Origin of the sequence: Trabulsiella odontotermitis (assembly GCF_001297775.1) — a bacterium.
In the GTDB taxonomy this organism is placed as follows: domain Bacteria; phylum Pseudomonadota; class Gammaproteobacteria; order Enterobacterales; family Enterobacteriaceae; genus Trabulsiella; species Trabulsiella odontotermitis.
The window spans coordinates 1-25,389 of sequence record NZ_LIFX01000001.1; the positions used below are offsets into that span (position 1 = coordinate 1).

Annotated in this window: 29 protein-coding genes; 8 read left to right on the forward strand and 21 right to left on the reverse strand. The window is 54.6% G+C overall.

The features are described 5' to 3' along the window. The 9 genes from tuf to fkpA form a co-directional block, all read right to left on the reverse strand. Positions 1–1,142: elongation factor Tu (gene tuf / locus AOY23_RS00005; protein WP_054177828.1), on the reverse strand; the 1,142-nt coding region annotated here is incomplete at its 3' end. A gap of 70 nt (positions 1,143–1,212) precedes the next feature. Further along, the gene (gene fusA, locus AOY23_RS00010; protein WP_038158586.1) at positions 1,213–3,327 is read right to left on the reverse strand and encodes an elongation factor G; all 2,115 of its coding nucleotides are present in this window, start codon (positions 3,325–3,327) and stop codon (positions 1,213–1,215) included. A 97-nt stretch (positions 3,328–3,424) separates the two neighbouring features. After that, positions 3,425–3,895, reverse strand: coding sequence for a 30S ribosomal protein S7 (gene rpsG, locus AOY23_RS00015; protein WP_013364441.1), 471 nt, complete (start codon positions 3,893–3,895; stop codon positions 3,425–3,427). Positions 3,896–3,990: 95 nt separating this feature from the next. Next, positions 3,991–4,365 carry a 30S ribosomal protein S12 gene (gene rpsL, locus AOY23_RS00020; RefSeq protein ID WP_000246815.1) on the reverse strand — a complete coding sequence of 125 codons (375 nt, stop codon included), beginning with the start codon at positions 4,363–4,365 and terminating at the stop codon, positions 3,991–3,993. A 125-nt stretch (positions 4,366–4,490) separates the two neighbouring features. Further along, positions 4,491–4,778, reverse strand: coding sequence for a sulfurtransferase complex subunit TusB (tusB, locus tag AOY23_RS00025; protein ID WP_054177829.1), 288 nt, complete (start codon positions 4,776–4,778; stop codon positions 4,491–4,493). A 7-nt stretch (positions 4,779–4,785) separates the two neighbouring features. Next, positions 4,786–5,145 (reverse strand): sulfurtransferase complex subunit TusC, encoded by a 360-nt coding sequence (tusC, locus tag AOY23_RS00030; protein ID WP_054177830.1) that lies wholly within the window; start codon positions 5,143–5,145, stop codon positions 4,786–4,788. Beyond that, entirely contained in the window at positions 5,145–5,531 is a 387-nt protein-coding gene (tusD, locus tag AOY23_RS00035) for a sulfurtransferase complex subunit TusD (protein WP_054177831.1), read from the reverse strand. Before tusD ends, tusC begins: the two co-directional genes overlap by 1 nt. Further along, entirely contained in the window at positions 5,531–6,253 is a 723-nt protein-coding gene (locus AOY23_RS00040) for a helix-turn-helix transcriptional regulator (RefSeq protein ID WP_054177832.1), read from the reverse strand. Before AOY23_RS00040 ends, tusD begins: the two co-directional genes overlap by 1 nt. A 171-nt stretch (positions 6,254–6,424) precedes the next feature. Further along, a complete protein-coding gene (gene fkpA / locus AOY23_RS00045) occupies positions 6,425–7,243 on the reverse strand; it encodes an FKBP-type peptidyl-prolyl cis-trans isomerase (RefSeq protein ID WP_054177833.1) in 819 nt (272 codons plus the stop codon). Positions 7,244–7,465: 222 nt separating this feature from the next. Between fkpA and AOY23_RS00050 the strand changes: the two genes are divergently transcribed. Continuing rightward, entirely contained in the window at positions 7,466–7,684 is a 219-nt protein-coding gene (locus AOY23_RS00050; RefSeq protein ID WP_038158611.1) for a protein SlyX, read from the forward strand. Positions 7,685–7,756: 72 nt separating this feature from the next. On the opposite strand, the gene slyD is transcribed toward AOY23_RS00050, so the two are convergent. The 4 genes from slyD to kefG form a co-directional block, all read right to left on the reverse strand. After that, positions 7,757–8,338, reverse strand: coding sequence for a peptidylprolyl isomerase (slyD, locus tag AOY23_RS00055; protein WP_054177834.1), 582 nt, complete (start codon positions 8,336–8,338; stop codon positions 7,757–7,759). 94 nt (positions 8,339–8,432) lie between these two features. Further along, complete coding sequence (locus AOY23_RS00060; RefSeq protein ID WP_038158617.1) at positions 8,433–8,633, reverse strand: YheV family putative zinc ribbon protein; 201 nt, start codon at positions 8,631–8,633, stop codon at positions 8,433–8,435. A 10-nt stretch (positions 8,634–8,643) separates the two neighbouring features. Further along, complete coding sequence (kefB, locus tag AOY23_RS00065; protein WP_054177835.1) at positions 8,644–10,449, reverse strand: glutathione-regulated potassium-efflux system protein KefB; 1,806 nt, start codon at positions 10,447–10,449, stop codon at positions 8,644–8,646. Then, positions 10,449–11,003 (reverse strand): glutathione-regulated potassium-efflux system ancillary protein KefG, encoded by a 555-nt coding sequence (kefG, locus tag AOY23_RS00070; protein ID WP_054181221.1) that lies wholly within the window; start codon positions 11,001–11,003, stop codon positions 10,449–10,451. The genes kefB and kefG overlap by 1 nt, the downstream gene beginning before the upstream one ends. A 122-nt stretch (positions 11,004–11,125) precedes the next feature. On the opposite strand from kefG, the gene AOY23_RS00075 reads away from it, so the two are divergent. After that, positions 11,126–13,030: an ABC transporter ATP-binding protein gene (locus AOY23_RS00075; protein ID WP_054177837.1), complete on the forward strand. Its 1,905-nt coding sequence runs from the start codon at positions 11,126–11,128 to the stop codon at positions 13,028–13,030. 49 nt (positions 13,031–13,079) lie between these two features. Here AOY23_RS00075 and AOY23_RS00080 read toward each other — a convergent pair whose 3' ends face one another. Further along, a complete protein-coding gene (locus AOY23_RS00080) occupies positions 13,080–13,385 on the reverse strand; it encodes a monooxygenase (protein ID WP_054177838.1) in 306 nt (101 codons plus the stop codon). A gap of 199 nt (positions 13,386–13,584) precedes the next feature. On the opposite strand from AOY23_RS00080, the gene AOY23_RS00085 reads away from it, so the two are divergent. Genes AOY23_RS00085 through AOY23_RS00095 form a run of 3 tightly spaced genes read left to right on the forward strand, consistent with a single transcriptional unit; the run spans position 13,585 to position 15,726 of the window. Further along, positions 13,585–14,610, forward strand: coding sequence for a hydrolase (locus tag AOY23_RS00085; RefSeq protein ID WP_054177839.1), 1,026 nt, complete (start codon positions 13,585–13,587; stop codon positions 14,608–14,610). Further along, complete coding sequence (locus AOY23_RS00090) at positions 14,604–14,831, forward strand: YheU family protein (RefSeq protein WP_054177840.1); 228 nt, start codon at positions 14,604–14,606, stop codon at positions 14,829–14,831. The genes AOY23_RS00085 and AOY23_RS00090 overlap by 7 nt, the downstream gene beginning before the upstream one ends. A 25-nt stretch (positions 14,832–14,856) precedes the next feature. Next, complete coding sequence (locus AOY23_RS00095) at positions 14,857–15,726, forward strand: phosphoribulokinase (protein ID WP_054177841.1); 870 nt, start codon at positions 14,857–14,859, stop codon at positions 15,724–15,726. A 40-nt stretch (positions 15,727–15,766) separates the two neighbouring features. Here AOY23_RS00095 and AOY23_RS00100 read toward each other — a convergent pair whose 3' ends face one another. Then, positions 15,767–16,171, reverse strand: coding sequence for an OsmC family protein (locus tag AOY23_RS00100; protein WP_054177842.1), 405 nt, complete (start codon positions 16,169–16,171; stop codon positions 15,767–15,769). A 306-nt stretch (positions 16,172–16,477) separates the two neighbouring features. Between AOY23_RS00100 and crp the strand changes: the two genes are divergently transcribed. After that, the gene (crp, locus tag AOY23_RS00105; RefSeq protein ID WP_000242758.1) at positions 16,478–17,110 is read left to right on the forward strand and encodes a cAMP-activated global transcriptional regulator CRP; all 633 of its coding nucleotides are present in this window, start codon (positions 16,478–16,480) and stop codon (positions 17,108–17,110) included. Between the two features lie 50 nt (positions 17,111–17,160). Further along, a complete protein-coding gene (locus AOY23_RS00110) occupies positions 17,161–19,251 on the forward strand; it encodes a YccS/YhfK family putative transporter (protein ID WP_054178132.1) in 2,091 nt (696 codons plus the stop codon). Here the strand turns inward: AOY23_RS00110 and argD are convergent. The 5 genes from argD to ppiA all read right to left on the reverse strand — a co-directional run bounded on the left by argD (position 19,238) and on the right by ppiA (position 22,571). Continuing rightward, positions 19,238–20,458, reverse strand: a complete 1,221-nt coding sequence (gene argD, locus AOY23_RS00115; protein ID WP_054177843.1) for a bifunctional acetylornithine/succinyldiaminopimelate transaminase — start codon at positions 20,456–20,458, stop codon at positions 19,238–19,240. The two genes, AOY23_RS00110 and argD, sit on opposite strands and share 14 nt — an antisense overlap. An 82-nt stretch (positions 20,459–20,540) precedes the next feature. After that, positions 20,541–21,104 carry an aminodeoxychorismate synthase component 2 gene (gene pabA, locus AOY23_RS00120; protein ID WP_054177844.1) on the reverse strand — a complete coding sequence of 188 codons (564 nt, stop codon included), beginning with the start codon at positions 21,102–21,104 and terminating at the stop codon, positions 20,541–20,543. Between the two features lie 30 nt (positions 21,105–21,134). Next, a complete protein-coding gene (locus AOY23_RS00125; RefSeq protein WP_054177845.1) occupies positions 21,135–21,737 on the reverse strand; it encodes a putative adenosine monophosphate-protein transferase Fic in 603 nt (200 codons plus the stop codon). Then, the gene (locus AOY23_RS21350) at positions 21,727–21,894 is read right to left on the reverse strand and encodes a YhfG family protein (RefSeq protein WP_072170891.1); all 168 of its coding nucleotides are present in this window, start codon (positions 21,892–21,894) and stop codon (positions 21,727–21,729) included. Before AOY23_RS21350 ends, AOY23_RS00125 begins: the two co-directional genes overlap by 11 nt. Before the next feature lie 104 nt (positions 21,895–21,998). Continuing rightward, positions 21,999–22,571: a peptidylprolyl isomerase A gene (gene ppiA / locus AOY23_RS00135; RefSeq protein ID WP_054177847.1), complete on the reverse strand. Its 573-nt coding sequence runs from the start codon at positions 22,569–22,571 to the stop codon at positions 21,999–22,001. A gap of 279 nt (positions 22,572–22,850) precedes the next feature. On the opposite strand from ppiA, the gene tsgA reads away from it, so the two are divergent. Beyond that, positions 22,851–24,038, forward strand: a complete 1,188-nt coding sequence (gene tsgA, locus AOY23_RS00140) for an MFS transporter TsgA (protein WP_054177848.1) — start codon at positions 22,851–22,853, stop codon at positions 24,036–24,038. A gap of 4 nt (positions 24,039–24,042) precedes the next feature. Here the strand turns inward: tsgA and AOY23_RS00145 are convergent, their stop codons facing one another. After that, entirely contained in the window at positions 24,043–25,359 is a 1,317-nt protein-coding gene (locus AOY23_RS00145) for a cytosine deaminase (protein ID WP_054177849.1), read from the reverse strand. Between the last annotated feature and the right edge of the window lie 30 nt (positions 25,360–25,389).

Here is a 25,389-nt window from a genome sequence, read left to right on the forward strand (position 1 = left end):
CCGCCTTCACGGATTGCGAAACGCAGACCGTCGTCCATCGCGATCGGGTGGATCAGGGTAACAACCATTTTGATGTTGTCGCCCGGCATTACCATCTCAACGCCTTCCGGCAGTTCGATGGTGCCAGTCACGTCAGTTGTACGGAAGTAGAACTGCGGACGGTAGCCTTTGAAGAACGGAGTATGACGGCCGCCTTCGTCTTTGGACAGAATGTACACTTCAGATTCGAACTTGGTGTGCGGGTTGATGGTGCCCGGCTTCGCCAGTACCTGACCACGTTCGATTTCTTCGCGTTTGATACCACGCAGCAGAACACCTACGTTCTCACCAGCACGGCCTTCGTCCAGCAGTTTGCGGAACATTTCTACGCCAGTACAGGTTGACTTCGCAGTCTCTTTGATACCAACGATTTCAACTTCTTCACCTACTTTGATGATACCGCGCTCTACACGACCGGTAACAACGGTACCACGACCGGAGATGGAGAATACGTCTTCGATCGGCAGCAGGAACGGCTTGTCAATCGCACGCTCTGGTTCCGGAATGTAAGTATCCAGGAAGCCAGCCAGTTCGATGATTTTCGCTTCCCACTCTGCGTCGCCTTCCAGCGCTTTCAGAGCAGAACCACGAATGATCGGCGTGTCGTCGCCCGGGAAATCGTACTGAGACAGCAGTTCACGAACTTCCATCTCTACCAGTTCCAGCAGCTCTTCGTCATCAACCATGTCGCATTTGTTCAGGAACACGATGATGTACGGAACGCCTACCTGACGACCCAGCAGGATGTGCTCACGAGTCTGCGGCATCGGGCCGTCAGTCGCAGCAACTACCAGGATTGCGCCGTCCATCTGTGCCGCACCAGTGATCATGTTTTTAACATAGTCGGCGTGGCCCGGGCAGTCTACGTGTGCGTAGTGGCGAGTCGGGGTATCGTATTCAACGTGAGAGGTGTTGATGGTGATACCACGAGCTTTTTCTTCCGGCGCGTTATCGATCTGATCGAATGCGCGAGCAGCACCACCGTAGGTTTTAGCCAGTACGGTAGTGATTGCAGCGGTCAGGGTAGTTTTACCATGGTCAACGTGGCCGATAGTACCGACGTTGACGTGCGGTTTTGTACGTTCAAATTTTTCTTTAGACACGGCTATATTCCTTACTATAGTGCTCTCCCCTCGTGGAGAGAGCACGGGACTTTGGTTTTAACCCTGCGGCTTATTTACCACGGGCTTCAATTACGGCCTGAGCAACGTTGTTCGGCGCATCATCATACTTCAGGAATTCCATGGTGTATGATGCACGACCTTTGGTCAGAGAACGCAGCTGAGTTGCATATCCGAACATTTCAGACAGCGGAACTTCAGCGTGGATCTTAACGCCAGTCACTTCGGATTCCTGACCACGCAGCATACCGCGACGACGGCTCAAGTCACCGATAACGTCACCGGTGTTCTCTTCCGGCGTTTCAACTTCAACCTTCATGATCGGCTCAAGAAGAACAGGTTTTGCTTTCTTAAAGCCATCTTTAAAGGCGATAGAAGCCGCCAGTTTAAACGCCAGCTCAGAGGAGTCAACGTCATGGTAAGAACCGAAGTGCAGACGCACACCGAGATCAACTACCGGGTAACCCGCCAGCGGACCAGACTTCAGCTGCTCCTGGATGCCTTTATCAACGGCAGGGATGTATTCACCAGGAATTACACCACCTTTGATGTCGTTGATGAACTCGTAACCTTTCGGGTTTGAGCCCGGCTCCAGCGGGTACATGTCGATAACAACATGACCGTACTGACCACGACCACCAGACTGCTTGGCGTGTTTACCTTCGATATCGGTAACTTTCGCACGAATTGCTTCGCGGTAAGCAACCTGAGGTTTACCGACGTTCGCTTCAACGTTGAATTCACGTTTCATACGGTCAACGATGATGTCGAGGTGCAGTTCACCCATACCAGCGATAATGGTCTGGTTAGATTCTTCGTCAGTCCATACGCGGAAAGACGGGTCTTCTTTAGCCAGACGGCCCAGAGCCAGACCCATTTTTTCCTGGTCAGCTTTGGTTTTCGGTTCTACGGCGATGGAGATTACCGGTTCCGGGAATTCCATACGCTCCAGAATGATCGGATGATCCGGATCACACAGGGTATCACCTGTGGTCACGTCTTTCAGACCGATCGCTGCAGCGATGTCGCCTGCGCGAACTTCTTTGATCTCTTCACGTTTGTTGGCGTGCATCTGAACGATACGACCAAAACGTTCACGAGCCGCTTTCACGGAGTTCAGGATGGTATCACCGGAGTTAACCACACCAGAGTACACGCGGAAGAAGGTCAGGTTACCCACGAACGGGTCAGTAGCGATTTTGAATGCCAGTGCAGAGAAAGGCTCATCATCGCTGGCGTGACGCTCAGCCGGAGTATCTTTACCGTCGTCCAGAATACCGTTGATCGCAGGAACGTCTACCGGGGATGGCAGGTAGTCAACTACCGCATCCAGCATCGCCTGTACACCTTTGTTCTTGAACGCAGAACCGCAGGTTACCAGGATGATTTCGTTGTTCAGAACGCGCTGACGCAGAGCTTTTTTGATCTCTTCTTCAGTCAGTTCTTCACCACCCAGGTATTTTTCCATCAGCTCTTCAGAAGCTTCAGCTGCGGACTCGATCAGGTTCTGGTGCCATTCGTCAGCCAGTTCCTGCATGTTAGCCGGGATATCTTCGTATTCGAAGGTAACGCCCTGGTCAGCATCGTTCCAGTTGATGGCCTTCATTTTCACCAGGTCGATAACGCCGGTGAAAGCTTCTTCAGCACCAATAGCCAGCTGCAGCGGAACCGGGTTCGCGCCCAGACGGGTTTTGATCTGACCAACAACTTTCAGGAAGTTCGCGCCCATGCGGTCCATTTTGTTAACGAACGCAATGCGTGGAACTTTATATTTGTTCGCCTGACGCCATACGGTTTCAGACTGCGGCTGAACACCACCAACTGCGCAGTAAACCATTACCGCACCATCGAGTACACGCATGGAACGTTCTACTTCGATAGTGAAGTCAACGTGCCCCGGGGTGTCGATGATGTTGACACGGTGCGGTTCATACTGCTTAGCCATACCAGACCAGAATGCAGTAGTCGCAGCGGAAGTGATGGTGATACCACGTTCCTGCTCCTGCTCCATCCAGTCCATGGTTGCGGCGCCGTCATGAACTTCACCGATTTTGTGGTTTACACCGGTGTAGAACAGAATACGTTCGGTAGTAGTGGTTTTACCGGCGTCGATGTGCGCACTGATACCGATGTTACGGTAACGTGCGATGGGTGTTGTACGAGCCATTTGATTCCTCGTTTGTCTCTTTAGGCGTTCAGATTAAGTAACCCAGTGCGGGCAGCTTACCTGAAGCGCCCGCCTGGTGACTAAAACTCCGATGGGATTACCAGCGGTAGTGTGCGAACGCCTTGTTGGCTTCTGCCATACGGTGAACGTCTTCACGTTTCTTCACTGCAGTACCTTTGTTGTCTGCAGCGTCAGTGAGTTCGTTCGCCAGACGCAGGGCCATAGATTTATCACCGCGTTTACGAGCAGCTTCAACGATCCAACGCATTGCCAGAGCATTGCGGCGAACCGGACGGACTTCAACTGGTACCTGATAAGTAGAACCGCCAACGCGGCGAGACTTAACTTCGACAGTCGGGCGCACGTTTTCGAGAGCGACTTCGAAAGCTTCCAGTTCATTTTTACCAGAGCGCTGAGCCAGGGTCTCCAGCGCGCTGTATACGATTGATTCTGCAGTAGATTTTTTACCATCTACCATCAGGATATTGACAAATTTAGCCAGCAGTTCTGATCCGAACTTCGGATCCGGCAGAATTTTACGCTGACCAATGACGCGACGACGTGGCATGGAAATACTCCGTTGTTAATTCAGGATTGTCCAAAACTCAAAGAGTTTAGTTTGACATTAATTTAAAACGTTTGGCCTTACTTAACGGAGAACCATTAAGCCTTAGGACGCTTCACGCCATACTTGGAGCGAGCCTGCTTACGGTCTTTAACGCCAGAGCAGTCAAGCGCACCACGAACGGTGTGGTAACGAACACCCGGGAGGTCTTTTACACGACCGCCACGGATCAGGATCACGGAGTGCTCCTGCAGGTTGTGACCTTCACCACCGATATAGGAGGTGACTTCGAAACCGTTAGTCAGACGCACACGGCAAACTTTACGCAGTGCGGAGTTCGGTTTCTTAGGAGTGGTGGTATATACACGAGTACATACGCCACGTTTCTGCGGGCATGCTTCCAGCGCAGGCACGTTGCTCTTTGCAACTTTGCGTGCACGTGGTTTGCGTACCAGCTGGTTAACTGTTGCCATTAAATAGCTCCTGGTTTTAGCTTTTGCTTCGTAAACACGTAATAAAACGACCTCATACAATATGAGGACGCGAAATTTTAGGGCCACGCTGAAAAGGTGTCAAGAAATATACAACGTTCTGGTCTTCACCAGGCCAGCAGCCCTGGATGTTTGACGGTGAGCCTGACGAAATCAGTATAGTCAACCCTGACGACACTGCTCGAAATTTGACCGGAAAGCCCCCGGGCTTCAACATCTTCCTGTAGGACATGAAGCGATATGGGGGCCTTTTTAAGAATTTCAATAAAACGGCTGCCCTCAACAGCGGCCAGCACGCCATCGGAGAGCAACAGCAGGTCGTCGCCCTCTTTCACCAGCCGCAAAAGCGCGTCGATGTCAGCATGCCAGGGAGAACAACGTAACGTGTGGAGCATGGGCGCCTCAGAAGCGGAGAATGACGTCAAAACGATCGAGCTGCTGGCGGAGCGGCTCTGGCTCCAGCGCTTCAGCGTCAACCACCCATTTCGCGTCGCCGCCAATGCCGCGCTCACGCAGCGAGGCCGCGCACATCCAGCACTGTTCGATATCGTACAACGGCAACAGTTTGAAGGTCGCGATGTAATCCCGCGCCAGCACCGTTTGCGGATGTTGCCCGTCGAGGATTTGCAGGACGCCATCGCCGATAAAAAACACGCCGATCTCGTCCGTCAGCGCGGAGGTGGCCAGCAGCGCATCCAGCCCTTCACGTCCTGACGCGCTGCCGTGTGGTGCGGTTGAAAAGACAAAGGCGACGCGTTTCATCAGAATTGCACCACGCGATCGCAGGTTAAGGTGGCTTCAGCCAGCGCGCCCAGACCACTCAGCGTAAAGCCCGGCTGCAGGTTAGACGCCGGAAGCCCAAGCTGACGCGCTTCGGTTTCATCGGTGACGCCACGACGCAGCGCGGCGGCCACACAAATATGCAGTGCAACGCCCTGTTGCTCATGAAGCTGTTGCCACGCGCGCACCAGGTCAAATTCATCGCTGGCGGGCGAGGTCAACTGATTCGCGTTATAGACCCCTTCCCGATAGAAGAAGACGCTGACAAGCTCATGCCCTTGCGCAACCAGCGCGCGTGCAAACTGCAACGCGCTGCTGGCCTGTTGCGTACCGTAGGCCGGGCCCGTCACCATCAGGGCAAATCGCATTACTTATCTTGCCCCTGGAAGTCGCCGCTTTTGAACTGGCGAATATAGAGGTACACCGTGTGCTTTGAAATATTCAGACGGTCAGCCACCTGGTTGATGGCGTCTTTAATATCGAAGATCCCTTTTTCATAAAGATTAAGGACGATCTGGCGATTTTTGGCGTTATTGGAAACGTTACGATCGGCATTAACCTCTTCGATGGTGAACTCCAGCGTCTGAGTCACCAGATCTTCAACGGAAGAGGCAAAGTTGACCTGCGAATTCACTTCCGGTGTTTCCGGCGGAATAAAGGTGCCCATAATCTGGGAGAACGGAACATCCAGATTCATATTAATGCACAGCAGGCCGATGACGCGCTGATCGCGATTGCGAATGGCAATGGTGACAGACTTCATTAACACGCCGCTTTTAGCGCGAGTGAAATAGCATTTGGAAACGCTGCTATCTGCTCCGGTCATATCGTGCAGCATGCGCAGAGCAAGATCGGTAATGGGCGATCCGATTTTGCGCCCGGTGTGCTCGCCGTTGGCAATACGGATGGCCGAACACTTAAGGTCCTGCAAAGAGTGCAACACAATTTCACAATGGGAGCCGATAAGCATCGCTAACCCGTCCACGACCGCTTCGTAGGATTTGAGAATATCGAAGTCGGTTTGCTCAAAAGGACGTTGATCCAGTAAATCAAGTTCACTGGTTTCATTGGTTAATAGCGACCTGGACATGAAAAAAAGCACTCCTTTTCAGGAGCCTGTCGTTAGATGGTCAGGGCAGGCTCATCATCATCATTCTAAGGGCATCTAAGGTAATACAGCGCATGAGGCGCTTTCCAGTGTTAATTATATCTGCCCTGAAATAAAAAAACCGCCGCCTGTGAGGCGGCGGTTTTGATTGCCTTATTTTTTGCTGGTTTCAGCGGCTTTTTCATCCGCGGCAGCTTCAGGTTTAGCATCTGCTTTCGGCGCAGGTTTGATATCCAGTAACTCGACATCAAAGACCAGCGTAGAGTTAGCCGGGATACCCGGAACGCCGGTTTTACCGTAAGCCAGATCCGGCGGAATGACCATCTTGATCTTGCCGCCTTTCTTGATGTTCTTCAGGCCTTCAGTCCAGCCTGGAATAACGCCGTCCAGACGGAAGCTCAGCGGTTCGCCACGGGTATAAGAGTTATCGAACTCTTTACCGTCGATCAGCGTACCTTTGTAGTTCACGACCACAGTGTCGCTGTCTTTCGGCGCATCGCCGGTACCTTCTTTCTCTACTTTATACAACAGACCGGTAGAGGAGGTTTTCACGCCTTTCTCTTTGGCGAAGGTGTCGCGGTAGGTTTTGCCTTTTGCTTCGTTATCTGCCGCGTCTTTCTCCATTTTCTGTTGAGCAGAGGTCTTCACGCGGGTTTCAAAAGCCTGCAGGGTCTGTTCGATTTCCTGATCGGAGAGTTTGCTTTTATTGGCAAAAGCATCCTGAACACCGGCGATCAGCTGATTTTTATCCAGCTTAATGCCCAGTTTCTCTTGCTCTTTCAGGGAGTTCTCCATGTAACGACCCAATGATGCTCCCAGGGCGTAAGCGGACTTCTGGTCGTCGTTTTTGAACGTGGCTTTGCTGTCGGCAGCCGCGGCAGGTTTTGCAGCATCAGCAGCAAATGCCAGCGGCGCGTTCAGGGCTACAGCCATTGTGGTTGCCAGAAGCGTTACTTTAAAAAATGATTTCATCCATCTCTCCAGGGCCGGGGCATCTCTCGCCCCAGGGTTAACGTAAATGAGAAGCGTACTATAAAACGTTGCAAAAGAAATCTACATACGAACGCTCCTGAATATCGCGTCTTTTCAGACTATTTTTGTGTAAATTAGTTTCCTGGTCGGCGACGGAAAGCTGCGAAGAATCGTAAAGTTAAGTAGAATCCGCCGCGACTATTTCAGAACAGGGGGTCAATGATGAGCGACAAAACAATGGAAGCGCGACTGGCAGAATTAGAGAGTCGACTGGCGTTTCAGGAGGTCACCATTGAAGACCTGAATCAAACCGTGACGGCTCATGAGATGGAGATGGCAAAACTGCGCGATCATATTCGTCTGATGACAGAAAAGCTTAAAGCCAGCCAGCCTTCGCAGATTGCGGCGCAGTCCGAAGAGACGCCGCCGCCCCATTATTAAGGCGAAAAAAAGCGGGGATTTCCCCGCTTTATCTTTTAACAACACCCCTGCAGCCTGAAAGACAGCGGGTATTTAGTGGCAGCCGCAACCGCCGTGACCGCCACAACCACCTTTACCATGTTCGTGGTCATGGCCGTGGCCGCCGCAGCAACCTTCGTGGTCGTGATCATGATCGTGGTGATGATCATGCGCTCCGTGAACGTGGCCGTGAGCCAGTTCTTCCGCCGTCGCTTCGCGAATCGCAACCACTTCAACGTTGAATTTCAGGTTCTGGCCAGCCAGCATATGGTTGCCATCAACCACGACGTGGTCGTCTTCAACTTCAGTGATTTCAACCGGAACCGGACCCTGGTCGGTTTCCGCCAGGAAACGCATACCTACCTGCAGTTCGTCAACGCCCATGAAGACGTCTTTCGGCACACGCTGCACCAGGTTTTCATCATACTGGCCGTATGCATCGTTTGCGGTAACAGCAACATCAAATTTGTCGCCCACTTCGTGACCGTCCAGCGCGTTTTCCAGGCCGGAAATCAGGGAACCGTGACCATGCAGGTAGTCCAGCGGCGCACTCACCGGAGACTCATCAACCAACACACCGTCTTCTGTACGTACCTGATAGGCCAGGCTGACCACCAGGTCTTTTGCTACTTTCATGATATCTCCTGAGCATGGGAAGAATAGTGGCGCAGATTGTAGCGGAATTCTGCACCCGTGTACCCACTAGCTTAAAAAAAGACGGCGCAGATCGCTACTCCGGATGAAAAATGCCAATCACTTGCTCGTCTTTGCGAACGTGCTCGCGAGCCTCTTTATCCGCCTCGCGCATCTGGTGTCCGCACTTAACACACTCAACAATATCAACATTATTCTCACGCCACATGGCGAGAGAATCCTGCGCCTGGCATGCCGGGCATTTCGCCCCTGCAATAAAACGTTTACGCACGCTCATCGTTCACCTTCTATTCAAATTCGTCCCAGCCATCCAGCTGGCGTCGTTCCTGTTGCATCTCTCGCTGGAAAATCTCTTCCAGTTCGCGTCTTGCTTCCCGCACGCGGGAGATCTGCTGAGTATCCGTATGTACCGGCATCAGCTCGCGCAACATGCGCATGTCGAGCCGCCGGAAATGCAGTTGAGCACGCTGCGCCTGATGCGGGTGCATGCCCAAAGAAATCAGCGCCTTGCGCCCCAGTTCCAGCGCACTGGAAAAGGTCTCGCGGGAGAAAAGTTTAACACCCGCCTGCAGCAATTCATGGGCTTCAACGCGCCCGCGCGCTCGCGCCAGAATATGCAGATGCGGAAAATGCTGCTGACAGATTTCCACCAGCTTCATGGTATCTTCCGGCTCATTGCAGGTGATCACGATGGACTGTGCCTCCTCCGCGCCAGCGGAACGCAGGAGTTCCACCTGCGTGGCATCGCCGAAATACACTTTATAGCCATATTTTCGCATCAGGTTGACGGCGCTGATATCACGCTCCAGCACGGTGATGCGCATTTTATTGGCCATCAGCAAGCGGCTAATCACCTGACCGAAACGGCCAAAACCCACCACGATCACCTGCGGTTTATCGTTTTCCACCCAGGGCGCTTCGTCCTCTTCTTCCGGCGTATTCAGGCGACGGGAGAGCAGCGCGTTAATCGCTTTCATCAACAACGGCGTGGTCATCATCGACAGCGTGACAGTCACCAGCAGCAGCGCCATTTGATCATCCTGAAACAGCCGCTGCGATGAGGCACTGGAAAACAGCACAAAAGCGAATTCACCGCCCTGACTCAGCACCCCGGCAAACTGCATCCGTTCCGAACTGCGCAGACCGTTAACCCGCGCCAGTACGTAAAGTACCAGTGCTTTTACCGCCACCAGCACCATCACACTGACCACCACCCACAGCAGATGCGTATACAGCACGCCGAGGTTCAGCGCCATGCCAACAGAGATGAAGAAGAGCCCCAATAACAGGCCTTTAAACGGATCGATAGCGATTTCCAGTTCGTGGCGATACTCGCTCTCCGCCAGCAGCACCCCGGCGATAAACGTCCCCAGCGCCATTGACAGTCCCAGCGCGTCCATAAACAGCGCCGACCCCAGCACCAGCAACAGCGTGGCGGCGGTAAACACTTCCCGCACGCCCGAAGCCGCAATGAAGCGGAATACCGGTCGCAGCAGGAATCGCCCGCCAACCAGCACCCCGGCAAACACCAGCACCTTCAGGCCGATTTTCATCCAGTCAGGATGATCGTCGCCGTTTCCTGCCAGCAGCGGCACCATCGCCAGCGCGGGGATAACAGCCAGATCCTGGAACAGCAGCACCGAAAATCCCAGTTGCCCGGCCTCGCTGCGGTTCATGCCTTTATCACGCATCAGTTGCAGCGCCATCGCGGTAGACGACATCGCCAGCCCGATACCGCCAACGACTGCCGCCTGCCAGGAAAACTGTGTCAGAATCAGCAACCCCGCCAGGATCGCCGCGCTGAGCGCGACCTGCAGCGCGCCAATGCCAAAAATAGAGCGTCGTAGTTGCCAGAGCTTTGACGGGTTCAGTTCCAGACCGATGATGAACATCAGGAACACCACGCCAAGCTCGGAGAAATGGAGGATTTCATCGACATCGCTGATGAACCCTAACCCCCACGGGCCAATGGCGATCCCGGCGAGCAGATAACCCAATACCGCGCCGATGCCCAGGCGCGCGGCAAACGGCACCACCACCACCGCCGCAAACAAAAATATCACTCCCGCCAGCAGCAGATCCGATCCTTCCATTAAAGACCTCCTGTGACAGTGGGTGATGCCAGCCATTCGCCATAGGCTTTAGCATGGCTGGCCAACGCTTCCGTCGGCTGACGGCGGGCCCAGTAAACAATGATCGGATTCATCCAGTGCATACGACACATCGCCGCCGTTAATTCAAATGGCCGTAGAATGTCGCTCATCGGATAGCGATTCAGCCCGTCGTGCCGATACGCCGCTTCCGGCTCACCGGTGGTGATGACGCTACGCCAGTACTTTCCCGCCAGTTGGTTCCCTCCCACTCCGCTGGCGAACCCCCGACTCAGTACGCGGTCGAGCCACTCTTTCAGTAATGCCGGGCAGCTATAGGTATACAGCGGGTGCTGAAAAACGATCACCTCGTGCTCGCGCAGCAACTGTTGCTCGCGAGGGATATCAATAAAGAAGTCAGGATAGTGTGCGTAAAGGTCGTGTACCGTTACGTTACTGAGCTGCAGTGCCGGCTTAAGCAGAACCCGGTTCGCCACCGAGTCCTGAGATTCCGGATGGGCATACAGCAGCAAAACTTTCGCTGGCTGGGACATCATTCCCCTCCCGGTTTTGTCTATCGTTGTCGTTTTGGGCTACCATGTCGCCCCGGTGCGGCAAATTGCCCACACCTTACATTATCATAATGACAAATTAACATAGTCTGAACATACGGCGCCTTATGATTGTTTTCTCCTCGTTACAAATTCGTCGCGGCGTTCGCGTCCTGCTGGAAAACGCCACAGCAACCATCAACCCCGGGCAAAAAGTCGGTCTGGTGGGTAAAAACGGCTGTGGTAAATCCACGCTGCTGGCGCTGCTAAAAAATGAGATCACTGCCGATGCCGGTAGTTTTACTTACCCGGGGAACTGGCAACTGGCGTGGGTGAATCAGGAAACACCGGCGTTGCCGGAACCCGCTTTAGACTATGTGATCGACGGCGATCGCGAATATCGCCAACTGGAAGCCGAGCTTCAGGTGGCCAACGAGCGCAACGACGGTCATGCGATTGCAACCGTCCACGGCAAACTGGACGCCATCGACGCCTGGACCATCCGCGCCCGCGCCTCCAGCCTGCTGCACGGTCTGGGGTTCAGCAATGAACAGCTGGAACGCCCGGTCAGCGATTTCTCCGGTGGCTGGCGCATGCGCCTGAACCTTGCGCAGGCGCTGATTTGCCGCTCTGATCTGCTGCTGCTTGATGAACCGACCAACCACCTCGATCTCGACGCGGTGATCTGGCTGGAAAAATGGCTGAAAAGCTATCAGGGCACGCTGATTCTGATCTCTCACGATCGCGACTTTCTGGATCCGGTGGTCGATAAAATTATTCATATCGAACAGGAAACCCTGTTCGAATATACCGGCAACTACAGCTCGTTCGAGCGCCAGCGCGCGACGCGTCTTGCGCAGCAACAGGCGATGTATGAAAGCCAGCAGCAGCGCGTGGCGCATCTGCAAAGCTACATCGAGCGTTTCCGCGCCAAAGCGACAAAAGCCCGTCAGGCGCAGAGCCGCATTAAAATGCTCGAGCGTATGGAGCTCATCGCGCCTGCGCACGTCGATAACCCGTTCCATTTCAGTTTCCGCGCGCCGGAAAGCCTGCCGAACCCGTTACTGAAGATGGAAAAGGTCAGCGCGGGCTATGGCGAGCGGATTATCCTCGACTCCATCAAGCTGAATCTGGTGCCTGGCTCGCGCATCGGCCTGCTGGGCCGTAACGGCGCGGGGAAATCGACGCTGATTAAGCTGCTGGCGGGCGAACTGGCGCCGGTGAGCGGCGACATTGGTCTGGCGAAAGGCATTAAGCTTGGTTACTTCGCGCAGCATCAGCTTGAGTTCTTACGCGCCGATGAATCCCCGCTCCAGCACCTTGCCCGTCTTGCACCGCAGGAACTGGAACAGAAGCTCCGCGACTATCTCGGCGGCTTTGGTTTTCAGGGCGATAAGGTCAGCGAGCACACCGCCCGCTTCTCCGGCGGCGAAAAGGCGCGGCTGGTGCTGGCGCTGATCGTCTGGCAGCGCCCCAATCTGCTGCTGCTCGACGAACCGACCAACCACCTCGATCTCGACATGCGTCAGGCGCTGACCGAAGCGTTGATCGAATTCGAAGGCGCGCTGGTGGTGGTATCGCACGACCGCCATCTGCTGCGTTCAACGACCGACGATCTTTATCTGGTGCATGACGGCAAAGTGGAACCTTTCGACGGCGATCTGGATGATTATCAGCAATGGCTGAGCGATGTTCAGAAACAGGAAAACCAGCCCGCGGAGACGTCAAAAGAGAATGCGAACAGTGCGCAGGCGCGTAAAGATCAGAAGCGTCGTGACGCTGAACTTCGCGCGCAAACCCAGCCGCTGCGCAAAGAGATCGCCCGTCTGGAAAAAGAGATGGAAAAACTGCACGCGCAACTGGCGCTGGCGGAGGAGAAACTCGGTGACAGCGGGCTGTACGATCCCGAACGCAAAAACGAGCTGACGGAATGCCTGCAACAACAGGCCAGCGCTAAGTCCGGTCTTGAGACCTGTGAAATGGCATGGCTGGAGGCGCAGGAACAGCTCGAACAGATGCAACAGGAAAACTAAGTGTGGAAATCAGGCTTTGTTGATGACAAAGCCTGATTTTACCTGAGGATCACAGCGTGCCGTGGTTAATGCCGGTGAGCGTTGCATTCACGTCAAAGAGTTTGAAAATCACCTCCTCAACGCCAAACGTTTTCAGACGCGCCGCATGTTTTTTCACGTACGCCAGCGCCGTCTCTTCGGATTCAAACAGGTAAATACCACCGGCTTCGTGGTTCTTTTCGCTCTCCGTCCAGATCTTCCAGATGAACCCCGGCTCCTCATTAATCGATCTGGCAAGATCCACCAGTTGACGGGACATTTCCTCGCCAAACGGGCCGTTAAAACTGAAATGGATCTGCAATAATTTTCTGGACATCGTTCCCTCCCGGAATGAATTGGCCTTAAGTATAACCACAAAAAATACCATGTTTTTTGCAGCAACTGGCGCAATTCGTGCCTCCGCGCACAAAAACGGGGGTAACCGCGTAAATCTCCATCATTTGCCTCGTTTTCATAAACACAAACGTAGAGTGACGGTATAGTAAACACTGATTATTTGAAGACATCGCACAATTATGGCTCAGATTACCCCTGTTGAAATCGACATTCCGCCGGACGACAGTGCCGCGTTTATTCCCATGCGGGGCGGCAGCAATCGCCACCTGCAAACCATGCTGCCTCGGCTCATCCGCCGGAAGTTACAGTTCACTCCGCACTGGCAACGGCTGGAGCTCCCCGATGGTGATTTCGTCGATCTGGCCTGGAGCGAAGATCCCGCGCAGGCGCGGCATAAACCCCGACTGGTAGTATTCCACGGTCTGGAAGGCAGCCTGCACAGCCCTTATGCGCATGGCCTGATCAATGCGGCGAAACAGCGCGGCTGGCTGGGCGTGGTGATGCATTTTCGCGGTTGCAGCGGCGAACCGAACCGCAACGAACGCATTTATCATTCCGGCGAAACCGAAGACGGCACCTGGTTTCTGCACTGGTTGCGTCGTGAATTTGGCGACGTGCCGACGGCAGCGGTGGGTTATTCCCTCGGCGGCAATATGCTCGGTTGTCTGCTGGCGAAAGAGGGCGATGCGGTTCCGCTGGAGGCCGCCGTCATCGTCTCCGCGCCATTTATGCTCGAAGCCTGTAGCTACCACATGAACAAGGGCTTTTCCCGCGTCTATCAGCGCTATCTGTTGAACCTGCTGAAAGCCAACGCCGCGCGGAAGCTGAAGGCCTACCCCGGCACGTTGCCCGTTGATTTACGCCAGTTGAAAGCCGTGCGCCGCATTCGTGAGTTCGACGATTTGATCACCGCGAAAATCCATGGTTTCGCCGATGCGCTGGACTATTATCGCCAGTGCAGCGCAATGCCGGTCTTAAGCCACGTGACGAAACCGACGCTGATTATCCACTCAAAAGACGATCCGTTTATGGATCACCACTCCATTCCGCCGAAAACGCATTTGCCGGTGAACGTGGAGTATCAACTGACTGAGCACGGCGGCCATGTGGGGTTTGTGGGAGGCACATGGCGTAAGCCGGAAATGTGGCTGGAAACGCGCATTCCGGACTGGCTGAGCCGCTGGTTGGGGGTGCAGCCATGTTGATTCCCTGGCAGGAGTTACCGCCCGAGACACTGGATAATCTTATTGAAAGCTTTGTCTTACGGGAAGGCACCGACTATGGTGAACATGAACGTTCGCTAAAAGATAAAGTCGCTGACGTCAGACGACAGTTACAAAACGGTGAGGCCGTGCTTATCTGGTCTGAACTTCACGAGACGGTCAATATCATGCCCCGCTCGCAGTTCCGCGACTCACCCGACTAAGAACCCATTCAGGGAGTTGTTCGCTATGTCTGCCAAACATCCGGTGATTGCCGTCACAGGCTCCAGTGGTGCTGGAACCACGACCACCAGCCTCGCCTTTCGTAAGATCTTCGCCCAGCTTGATTTACATGCGGCCGAAGTGGAAGGCGACAGTTTTCACCGCTATACCCGCCCGGAAATGGACATGGCCATCCGTAAGGCGCGCGACCTGGGAAAGCACATCAGCTATTTTGGCCCGGAAGCGAATGACTTTGGTCTGCTGGAGCAGACCTTCCGCGAATACGGGCTGTCCGGAAAGGGCCAGTCGCGGAAATATCTGCACACCTATGACGAAGCCGTTCCCTGGAATCAGGTACCAGGGACTTTTACCCCCTGGCAACCGCTGCCGGAACCGACCGACGTATTGTTCTATGAAGGGCTTCACGGCGGCGTCGTCACGCACGATCATGATGTCGCCAGCCATGTGGATTTACTGGTCGGCGTGGTGCCCATCGTCAACCTGGAGTGGATCCAGAAACTCATCCGCGATACCAGCGAGCGCGGCCATTCGCGTGAAGCGGTGATGGATTCTGTCGTTCGTTCGATGGAAGACTACATCAACTTCATTACGCCGCAGTTCTCACGCACCCATATCAACTTCCAGCGCGTGCCGACTATCGACACCTCCAACCCGTTCGCGGCCAAAGATATTCCGTCTCTGGATGAAAGCTTTGTTGTCATTCATTTCCGCAATCTTGAAGGCATTGATTACCCCTGGCTGCTGGCTATGCTGCAGGGCTCGTTCATTTCGCATATGAATACACTGGTGGTGCCGGGCGGCAAAATGGGACTGGCGATGGAACTGATCATGATGCCGCTGGTGAAGCGGATTATGGAAGGCAAGAAAATCGGTTAACCACGCAGGCGGGTAAACGCATGGTTACCCGCCTGGACACTTAGCCTTCGATCACTTCGTACGAATGCGTGATCGTCACGGCTTTTTCGAGCATCAATGCCACAGAGCAGTATTTTTCCGCGGAAAGATCCACCGCGCGGGACACCGCTGCGTCTTTCAGACTTTTTCCCGTCACAATGAAATGAAGGTTAATACTGGTGAAATAACGGGGAGCTTCTTCGCGACGTTCTGAGGTCAGTTTTACCTCACAATCGGTCACGTCGTTACGCCCTTTTTGCAGGATAGAAACCACGTCGATAGCGCTACAGCCGCCTGCGGCCATCAGCACCATTTCCATCGGACTGGGAGCCTTATCCCCGGAGTTCCCATCCATAAGAATTTGATGTCCTGAGGCTGACTCGCCGAGGAAGGTCAGCCCCTCAATCCACTTCACACGCGCTTGCATATTTTTTAACTCCCGGTTCGTAATTTTCTTCTCAGATTACGCGCACATAACTTTTCTCGCAACGGAAGTCGACCTGCGTCATGCTGAAGCGAGACACCAGGAGACAGGCGGGAAAAGCTATGCTAAAACAGACGAGATGCTACAGTGATACTTATGAAGTAGTGCATGTATGCAGAGGACATCACATTACTGGCTGATTATTTTTATTTTATCAGCCCCTTCCCAGGTATCGGGAAGAATTCGATTGCAACCCAGTGGCTGTAGCTGATGCCGCTGGAGACAGCTTATAACAGAGGATAATCGCACATGGTGCTTGGCAAACCGCAAACAGACCCGACACTCGAATGGTTCTTGTCTCATTGCCACATTCATAAGTACCCGTCTAAGAGCACGCTGATTCACCAGGGTGAAAAAGCAGAAACGTTGTATTACATCGTGAAAGGCTCGGTGGCTGTACTCATCAAGGATGAAGAGGGTAAAGAGATGATTCTTTCTTACCTGAACCAGGGCGATTTCATCGGTGAATTAGGCCTCTTTGAAGAGGGGCAGGAACGTAGTGCGTGGGTGCGCGCCAAAACGGCTTGTGAAGTGGCTGAAATTTCCTATAAAAAATTCCGTCAGCTCATCCAGGTTAACCCTGACATCCTGATGCGCCTCTCGTCTCAGATGGCGCGTCGTCTGCAGGTCACCTCCGAGAAAGTGGGCAACCTCGCCTTCCTGGACGTTACCGGCCGTATCGCACAGACGCTGCTGAACCTGGCCAAACAGCCAGACGCCATGACCCATCCGGACGGCATGCAGATCAAAATCACCCGTCAGGAAATCGGTCAGATCGTTGGCTGCTCCCGCGAAACGGTGGGTCGTATCCTGAAAATGCTGGAAGATCAAAACCTGATCTCCGCACACGGTAAAACCATCGTCGTATACGGTACCCGCTAATACAGCCCGACGGCGCGTTGCCGAACACAACGCGCCGTTTTGTTTTCTTCATGTGGCGTCGACTGATCTATCACCCGGAAGTTAACTACGCACTGCGACAGACGCTGGTGTTGTCTCTCCCTGTGATTGTGGGTCTGCTTCTCGGTCAGCTACAGCACGGTTTACTCTTCTCGCTGGTGCCCGCCTGCTGCAACATCGCCGGGCTTGATACACCGCACAAACGCTTTTTCAAACGCCTGATTATTGGCGGCACGCTGTTCGCGGGCTGCAGCCTGATAGTCCAGCTGTTGCTGGCCCGGGACGTTCCGCTGCCCGTTATCCTTACCGGTCTGACTATGCTACTGGGCGTAACAGCGGAAATCAGCCCGCTGCATGCCCGCCTGCTGCCCGCCTCGTTGATCGCCGCCATTTTTACGCTCAGCCTGGCGGGAAACATGCCGGTCTGGCAGCCGCTGTTGCTCTACGCGCTCGGTACGCTGTGGTACGGGCTGTTTAACTGGTTCTGGTTCTGGATGTGGAAAGAGCAGCCGCTGCGCGAATCCCTGAGCCTGTTTTACCGGCAACTGGCGGAATACTGCGAAGCCAAATACAGCATGCTGACGCAGCATACCGATCCGAACACCGCGCTGCCGCCGTTGTTGTCGCGCCAGCAAAAAACGGTGGATTTGATAACCCAGTGCTACCAGCAGCTTCATATGCTTGCCGCCAATAAAAACCGCGATTACAAACGGTTGCTGCGCGCGTTTCAGGTTGGTCTGGATTTACAGGAACATATTTCCGTCAGCCTCCACCAGCCCGAAGAGGTGCAGAAACTGGTGGAGCGCAGCCATGCGGAAGCGGTAATTCGCTGGAACGCGCAGACCGTCGCCGCGCGTCTGCGCGTGCTGGCGGACGATATCCTCTATCATCGCTACCCCAGCCGCTTCAGTATGGATAAGCAAATCGGCGCGCTGGAAAAAATCGCCGATCAGCACCCCAATAACCCGGTCGGCCAGTTTTGCGCCTGGCACTTCAGCCGTATTGCCCGCGTCCTGCGCACCCAACGACCGCTCTACCCGCGTGATCTGATGGCCGACAAAACGCGCCGTCTGCCGTTGATCCCGGCGCTAAAAAGTTATCTGTCGCTGAAATCCTCCGCGCTGCGTAGCGCCGCGCGCATCAGTGTTATGTTAAGCATCGCCAGTCTGATGGGTGTGGCGCTGCATCTGCCCAAACCGTACTGGATCCTGATGACCATTCTGCTGGTAACGCAAAACGGCTATGGCGCGACACGCGTGCGCATTTTCCACCGCGCCATCGGGACGCTGGTGGGGCTGTTTATTGTCGGCAGCGCGCTGCACTTTCACGTTCCCGAAGGCTATACGCTGTCGGCGATGCTGGTGATTACGCTCGTCAGCTATCTGATTATCCGCAAAAACTACGGCTGGGCGACGGTCGGTTTTACGGTCACCGCCGTATTCACCATCCAGATACTGACGCTGAACGGTGAAGAGTTTATCGTCGCCCGTTTTATCGATACGGTGATTGGCTGTCTGATTGCGTTCGGCGGCATGGTCTGGCTGTGGCCGCAATGGCAAAGCGGTCTGCTGCGGAAAAACGCCATGGATGCGCTGGAAGCTGATCAGGACGCGATCCGCTTAATTCTGAGCGATGATCCACAAGCCCCGGCGCTGGCGTATCAGCGGATGCGCGTCAATCAGGCGCATAACGCCCTGTTTAACTCGCTCAATCAGGCGATGCAGGAGCCCGGTTTCAACACCCGTTATCTGGAAGATATGAAACTGTGGGTCACGCACAGCCAGTTTATCGTCGAGCATATCAACGCCATGACCACGCTGGCACGCGAGCACACGATGCTGACGCCCGATCTGGCGCAACGGTATTTGCAATCCTGCGAAATTGCCCTACAGCGCTGTCAACAGCGACTGGAATATGATGAGGCGGGAAGCAGCGGCGATGCGAACATTATGGAGTCGCCGGAAACGCTGTCCCACGGGGCGCTAAGCACCATGGAACAGCATCTTCAGCGCGTACTGGGTCATCTGAATACGATGCACACTATTTCCTCGGTGGCCTGGCGCCAGCGCCCACATCACGGGATCTGGCTGACCAAACGCGTCGGGAAAACTACGCCGCAATAACGGTTTTCACCGCCTGCGCCAGGCGTGCCATGCCTTCGTCAATATCGGCCTCGTCAATCACCAGCGATGGCGCAAAACGCATAACATCCGGCCCGGCATTGAGCACCATCACCCCGGCATCTGCGGCGGCGTAGAGGAAGTCCCGCGCACGACCCTGATACTGCGGTTTCAGCTCTGCACCAATCAACAGCCCCATTCCACGAATATCGCTGAACAGATCGTACTGTGCGTCGATCTGCTGTAAATGCTGCACAAAGCGCTCACGTTTCACCTGAATACCGTGCAGCACTTCCGGCGTATTAATGATGTCAAACGCCGCGCCAGCCACCGCGCAGGCCAGCGGGTTACCGCCGTAGGTGGAGCCATGGGAACCCACATGAAACGCACTGGCGATCTCTTCCGTCGTCAGCATTGCGCTAATGGGGAAACCGCCACCCAACGCTTTCGCGCTGGTGAGAATATCCGGCGTCACACCATAGTGCATATAAGCGAACAGCGAACCGGTGCGCCCCATGCCGCACTGCACTTCATCAAACACCAGCAGCGCCTGATGCTTATCGCACAGGTCGCGCAGCCCTTGCAGAAACTCGGGGGTTGCCGCCGTGACGCCGCCTTCACCCTGAACCGGCTCCACCACCACCGCGCAGGTGTGATCGTCCATCACCGCTTCAACCGCATGCAGATCGTTGAACGGTACGTGGATGATATCGGCCGGTTTCGGGCCAAAACCGTCGGAATACTTCGGTTGCCCGCCGACGGAAACGGTAAACAGCGAGCGCCCGTGAAATGCGTTATGGAAGGCGATGATTTTGGTTTTATAAGGGCTGTGGCGCGTCGAGGCATAATAACGCGCCAGCTTGAAGGCGGTTTCGTTCGCTTCGGTGCCGGAGTTCATAAACACCACGCGCTCGGCAAAGGTGGCGTCGACAAGCTTGCGACCAAGACGCAGCGCCGGTTCATTGGTGAACACATTGCTGGTATGCCACAGCGTCTCGCCCTGCGCATGCAGCGCTGCCACCAGTTGCGGATGACAATGCCCCAGCGCGGTGACCGCAATACCGCCCGCAAAATCAACGTACTCTTTGCCCTGCTGATCCCATACCCGGCTGCCTTTGCCCTTCACCGGGATAAATTCCGCCGGTGCATAAATGGGCAATATCACTTCATCGAATGTTGCGCGGGTAATTGCAGGTTGTTCAGTTGCCATGCCTTGACCACCTTTCATGCAGCAAATTGTGAGAAATTACTCATAAAATATGCATAAAAAATCAGTCAAAGGCAACTACAATTCAGCGATGGATAAACCGGGCCAGCAGGTCATGCCCTTGTTCACTGAGAATGCTTTCCGGGTGAAACTGCACCCCTTCCAGATCCCATTCGCGGTGGCGGATCCCCATGATTTCACCGCTATCGCTGCGCGCTGTCACCTCAAAACAATCAGGTAAGGTCGGTGGGTCGATCACCAGAGAATGGTAGCGCGTGACGGTAAGCGGGTTATTCAGCCCGCGAAAAACACCCTGATTATTGTGCGTAATGGCCGAGGTTTTACCATGCATGACTCTGGCGGCCCGCACGATGGTCGCGCCGAACACCTGGCCGATGGCCTGATGCCCGAGGCAAACACCGAGGATCGGCAGTTTACCGGCGTAGTGACGAATCACTTCTAACGAAATACCGGATTCATCCGGCGTGCAGGGGCCCGGGGAGATAACGATTTTTTCCGGCGCCAGCACCGCGATGTCCGCAAGCGTAATCTCGTCGTTACGCTTAACAACCACCTCTGCGCCGAGCTCGCAAAAATACTGGTAGAGATTCCAGGTAAACGAATCATAGTTATCAATCAGCAGGATCATGGCGGCTCCGGAACAAAAAACCGCCCTATTCTACTCACTTTCCCGCGCTTCGTTGACCACTTTACGGAAGATTGCGTTTAGTTCGCTCAGATCACCCATGGCACCGTTCTGGTTGGCCTGCGCCCAGGCCGCAGGATTGATATCCCGCCAGTCAAGCTGATAGCCCGCATGGATCGCCAGTTGCTCAAAGAAAATCCGCTGCGCCAGCCCGTTGCCCAGCCGGAACGGATGCAGCACATTGATTTCGCAATAGTAGTGGCTGAGGCGCGCAACAAACTCGTCGTTGTCCAGACCGACGAGATAGTCCTCTTCTTCCAGATCCTGCATCAGGGCGTTGCCCTCTTTTTCGATATAGGCGAAATGGCAGAAGCGGGTATCACCCTGATAAATATCGACTTCACGATAGTCGCCCGCCCAGTCGAAGATGTCCTGATACAGATGATGGTGAATCGCGCACAGATGCGGCAACCCCCGCGCAGGCGGGCCAAGTTGCAGCGTTGCGGCGCGCAGTGCGGTCATTTCATACGCGGCCTGCTCCAGCCGGTCGGCCTGGTGGATGTTCAGGCGGTTTCGCATCACATTCAGACCGGGGTAGAGATAAGGATCGCGATCGTTGCCGTATTTATCGCTCATAATGCCTCCTCAGCGCGTCAAGACGTTCCGCTATCTCATCCGCATTCAGCGTAATGAGCGGAATATCCACACGCTCCAGGCGGCGGCTGGCCTGAAAATTGATATTACGGCTTCGTTCCCAGCATCGGGATTTTTGCTTTTCGGTGAGTGGTTTCATGTGACCTCACTGATCGTCCCCTGTTTGCCACAAGTATAAGCAGCAATTATCAGTTACGCAGGGAGGTCACATTGCGCGGGTGCTGCCACCCGCGCGAGGGGGTATTACGGCAGGACTTTCGCAGAAAGAATGACGACCGGTTTTGACGGCACATTCTGGTACGGACCGACATCATGCGTAGGGACCTGGGAAATTTTGTCTGCCACATCCATCCCTTTCACCACTTTACCAAATACCGCGTAACCAAAATCGCGCTGGCCGTGGTCGAGGAAGGCGTTATCGGCGACGTTGATAAAGAACTGGCTGGTGGCGCTGTCTTTGTCAGCGGTACGCGCCATGGAGATGGTGCCGCGGGTGTTGCGCAGGCCGTTATCAGCTTCGTTTTTGATCGGCGGATTCGGCTGTTTCTGCTGCATCTGCTCGGTAAAACCGCCGCCCTGAACCATGAAGCCAGGGATGACGCGATGGAATGTGGTGCTGTTATAGAAACCGCTGTTCACATAGTTGAGGAAGTTTTCGACCGATACCGGCGCTTTCTGCTTATCCAGTTCCAGCTCAATATTCCCCGCAGAGGTCGTCAGCAACACATGCGGATCGCCCTTTGCTGCCAGAGCCGCAGGAGAAATAGCTGAGAATGCGAAGACGGCCGCGACCGCCGCCAGTGTTGATTTGAGCATGCGTGTTCCTTAACGGGTGCAGTAACAGTAGCGAGTGGCTTGATTCTAAAGAGCCTTCTCACCCCAGGCCAGTGATTTACCTAATTTTACCTGACTGACACAATTGTAACGGCCCGGGCCCCGCTTTTCCTGTCATTAAAACGTGATGGTAGTCACGAAAATGTTTGCAATTATCCTTTCATTTCAGAATAAACATTTAATTACATCACCCGAACGAATAAAATCTGTTCGCTCAGCGCGATGTCAATGCGCTTTACACCTCTATTCACAGGCCAGTCAATGACTAACAGCAACCGAATCAAGCTTACATGGATCAGCTTTTTCTCCTACGCCCTCACTGGTGCGTTGGTGATCGTCACCGGGATGGTGATGGGGAACATCGCGGACTACTTCCATCTGCCTGTATCCAGTATGAGTAACACTTTCACCTTCCTCAACGCAGGCATTCTGATTTCAATTTTCCTGAATGCCTGGCTGATGGAAATTGTGCCATTAAAAACACAGTTGCGATTTGGCTTTATCCTGATGGTGCTGGCCGTTGCGGGCCTGATGCTCAGCCACAGCCTGGCGCTGTTCTCCGCCGCCATGTTTGTGCTGGGTCTGGTCAGCGGGATCACCATGTCGATCGGCACCTTCCTGATTACCCATATGTACGAAGGTCGTCAGCGTGGCGCGCGTCTGCTGTTCACCGACTCCTTTTTCAGCATGGCCGGAATGATCTTCCCGATGGTTGCCGCTATTTTGCTGGCGCGCAGCATCGAGTGGTACTGGGTTTACGCCTGCATCGGCCTGGTTTACGTCGCTATTTTCCTGCTGACCTTTGGCTGTGAATTCCCGGTACTGGGTAAAAAAGCGCAGGTCAGCGACGAGCCGGTGGTGAAAGAGAAATGGGGCATTGGTGTGCTGTTTCTGTCGATTGCCGCGCTGTGCTATATCCTCGGCCAGCTGGGCTTCATCTCCTGGGTACCGGAATATGCGAAAGGTCTGGGCATGAGCCTGAACGACGCGGGTAAACTGGTGAGTGACTTCTGGATGTCGTACATGTTCGGCATGTGGGCGTTCAGCTTCATCCTGCGTTTCTTCGATCTGCAACGCATTCTGACCGTTCTGGCCGGGATGGCGACCGTGCTGATGTATCTGTTCATCAGCGGTTCGCCGGAGCATATGCCGTGGTTCATTCTGACGCTCGGCTTCTTCTCCAGCGCCATTTACACCTCGATCATCACGCTCGGCTCTCAGCAAACCAAAGTGGCTTCACCGAAGCTGGTCAACTTCGTGCTGACCTGCGGCACCATCGGCACCATGCTGACCTTCGTTGTCACTGGCCCGATCGTCGCGCACAGCGGCCCACAGGCGGCGCTGATGACGGCGAACGGTCTGTACGCCGTGGTGTTCGTGATGTGCTTCGTCCTTGGCTTTGTCAGCCGTCACCGCCAGCACAGCGTGGCAGCAACGGCGTCTCACTAAGCCTTTATGCCCCTTTGTCGCTGGCAAAGGGGCTGTTGCGGGTAAAAAAGACCTCTTCGCCACCGCTGTCCGTTTGCACCCACGTCTGCGCCAGTTGCGTCGTGGCAATCACTCTTCCCTGACGAATGGACCAGCGCACTGGCGACTGCGTCCGTACCGCTTCAAACCCATTCTCCACAGGCAGTATCACCAGGTTCGCCGGGTTTCCCGTCGCAATACCGTAGTCGTTCAGCCCGAAAGTGCGCGCGCTGTTGTGGGTGATAAGTTTCAGGCCATTATTGATTTGCCCGTAGCCCATCATCTGGCAGATATGCAGCCCCATGTGCAACACCTGCAGCATATTGCCAGTACCCAGCGGGTACCACGGGTCGAACACGTCATCATGACCAAAACAGACGTTAATGTCCGCCGCCAGCAGTTCTTTCACGCGCGTGATGCCACGGCGTTTCGGGTAGTCGTCAAAGCGCCCCTGCAAATGAATATTCACCAGCGGATTGGCGACAAAGTTAATCCCTGACAACGTCAGCAGGCGGAAGAGACGCGATGTGTAAGCGCCGTTGTAGGAGTGCATGGCGGTGGTGTGGCTGGCGGTGACGCGCGCGCCCATGCCCTCTTTATGCGCCAGCGCGGCCACGGTTTCGACGAAGCGCGACTGTTCGTCGTCAATTTCATCGCAGTGGATATCCAGCGGGCGGTTGTACTTCTTCGCCAGCGCAAAGGCGATGTGCAGCGACTCAACGCCATACTCGCGGGTAAATTCGAAATGCGGGATCGCCCCGACCACATCAGCACCGAGCTGCAGCGCTTCTTCAAGCAATGCCTCGCCGTTGGGATAAGAGAGGATCCCCTCCTGGGGAAACGCCACAATCTGTAGATCCACCCACGGCGCCACTTCCTGCTTCACTTCCAGCATCGCCTTCAGCGCGGTAAGCGTCGGATCAGAAACATCGACATGAGTACGCACAAACTGGATGCCGTTGGCGATTTGCCACTTCAGCGTTTTCCAGGCGCGGGCTTTAACATCTTCATGGCTGAGCAGCGCCTTGCGTTCAGCCCAGCGCTCGATCCCCTCAAACAGCGTGCCTGACTGATTCCAGTGTGGCTCGCCTGCCGTCTGGGTGGTATCGAGATGGATATGCGGTTCGATAAACGGCGGGATCGCCAGCCCGCCACGGGCATTCAGCACTTCATAGTTTTCGTTTCTGGCTTCTCCCATAGGGGTAATGGCGCCGAAACGGCCTTTATCGATCGCTATCTGCCACAAACCCTCGCGATCCGCTAAATGGACATTTTGTATCAGCCAGAGTGGTGCGGTTGTCATGCCTTCTCTCCTGTGGATCCGGGGTTATGC

Bases quoted from the DNA above. Each gene is read 5' to 3' on its own strand.
- kefG (WP_054181221.1), bottom strand. From the start codon at position 11,003: ATGATGTCCCAGCCAGCGAAAGTTTTGCTGCTGTATGCCCATCCGGAA.
- rpsL (WP_000246815.1), bottom strand. From the start codon at position 4,365: ATGGCAACAGTTAACCAGCTGGTACGCAAACCACGTGCACGCAAAGTT.
- AOY23_RS00085 (WP_054177839.1), top strand. From the start codon at position 13,585: ATGGCTCAGATTACCCCTGTTGAAATCGACATTCCGCCGGACGACAGT.
- crp (WP_000242758.1), top strand. From the start codon at position 16,478: ATGGTGCTTGGCAAACCGCAAACAGACCCGACACTCGAATGGTTCTTG.
- AOY23_RS00145 (WP_054177849.1), bottom strand. From the start codon at position 25,359: ATGACAACCGCACCACTCTGGCTGATACAAAATGTCCATTTAGCGGAT.
- fkpA (WP_054177833.1), bottom strand. From the start codon at position 7,243: ATGAAATCATTTTTTAAAGTAACGCTTCTGGCAACCACAATGGCTGTA.
- slyD (WP_054177834.1), bottom strand. From the start codon at position 8,338: ATGAAAGTAGCAAAAGACCTGGTGGTCAGCCTGGCCTATCAGGTACGT.
- kefB (WP_054177835.1), bottom strand. From the start codon at position 10,449: ATGGAAGGATCGGATCTGCTGCTGGCGGGAGTGATATTTTTGTTTGCG.
- pabA (WP_054177844.1), bottom strand. From the start codon at position 21,104: ATGATCCTGCTGATTGATAACTATGATTCGTTTACCTGGAATCTCTAC.
- AOY23_RS00075 (WP_054177837.1), top strand. From the start codon at position 11,126: ATGATTGTTTTCTCCTCGTTACAAATTCGTCGCGGCGTTCGCGTCCTG.
- AOY23_RS00095 (WP_054177841.1), top strand. From the start codon at position 14,857: ATGTCTGCCAAACATCCGGTGATTGCCGTCACAGGCTCCAGTGGTGCT.
- AOY23_RS00090 (WP_054177840.1), top strand. From the start codon at position 14,604: ATGTTGATTCCCTGGCAGGAGTTACCGCCCGAGACACTGGATAATCTT.
- tusC (WP_054177830.1), bottom strand. From the start codon at position 5,145: ATGAAACGCGTCGCCTTTGTCTTTTCAACCGCACCACACGGCAGCGCG.
- AOY23_RS21350 (WP_072170891.1), bottom strand. From the start codon at position 21,894: ATGAAACCACTCACCGAAAAGCAAAAATCCCGATGCTGGGAACGAAGC.
- AOY23_RS00050 (WP_038158611.1), top strand. From the start codon at position 7,466: ATGAGCGACAAAACAATGGAAGCGCGACTGGCAGAATTAGAGAGTCGA.
- tusD (WP_054177831.1), bottom strand. From the start codon at position 5,531: ATGCGATTTGCCCTGATGGTGACGGGCCCGGCCTACGGTACGCAACAG.
- ppiA (WP_054177847.1), bottom strand. From the start codon at position 22,571: ATGCTCAAATCAACACTGGCGGCGGTCGCGGCCGTCTTCGCATTCTCA.
- AOY23_RS00060 (WP_038158617.1), bottom strand. From the start codon at position 8,633: ATGAGCGTGCGTAAACGTTTTATTGCAGGGGCGAAATGCCCGGCATGC.
- AOY23_RS00100 (WP_054177842.1), bottom strand. From the start codon at position 16,171: ATGCAAGCGCGTGTGAAGTGGATTGAGGGGCTGACCTTCCTCGGCGAG.
- tusB (WP_054177829.1), bottom strand. From the start codon at position 4,778: ATGCTCCACACGTTACGTTGTTCTCCCTGGCATGCTGACATCGACGCG.
- fusA (WP_038158586.1), bottom strand. From the start codon at position 3,327: ATGGCTCGTACAACACCCATCGCACGTTACCGTAACATCGGTATCAGT.
- rpsG (WP_013364441.1), bottom strand. From the start codon at position 3,895: ATGCCACGTCGTCGCGTCATTGGTCAGCGTAAAATTCTGCCGGATCCG.
- tsgA (WP_054177848.1), top strand. From the start codon at position 22,851: ATGACTAACAGCAACCGAATCAAGCTTACATGGATCAGCTTTTTCTCC.
- AOY23_RS00040 (WP_054177832.1), bottom strand. From the start codon at position 6,253: ATGTCCAGGTCGCTATTAACCAATGAAACCAGTGAACTTGATTTACTG.
- argD (WP_054177843.1), bottom strand. From the start codon at position 20,458: ATGGCAACTGAACAACCTGCAATTACCCGCGCAACATTCGATGAAGTG.
- AOY23_RS00125 (WP_054177845.1), bottom strand. From the start codon at position 21,737: ATGAGCGATAAATACGGCAACGATCGCGATCCTTATCTCTACCCCGGT.
- AOY23_RS00110 (WP_054178132.1), top strand. From the start codon at position 17,161: ATGTGGCGTCGACTGATCTATCACCCGGAAGTTAACTACGCACTGCGA.
- AOY23_RS00080 (WP_054177838.1), bottom strand. From the start codon at position 13,385: ATGTCCAGAAAATTATTGCAGATCCATTTCAGTTTTAACGGCCCGTTT.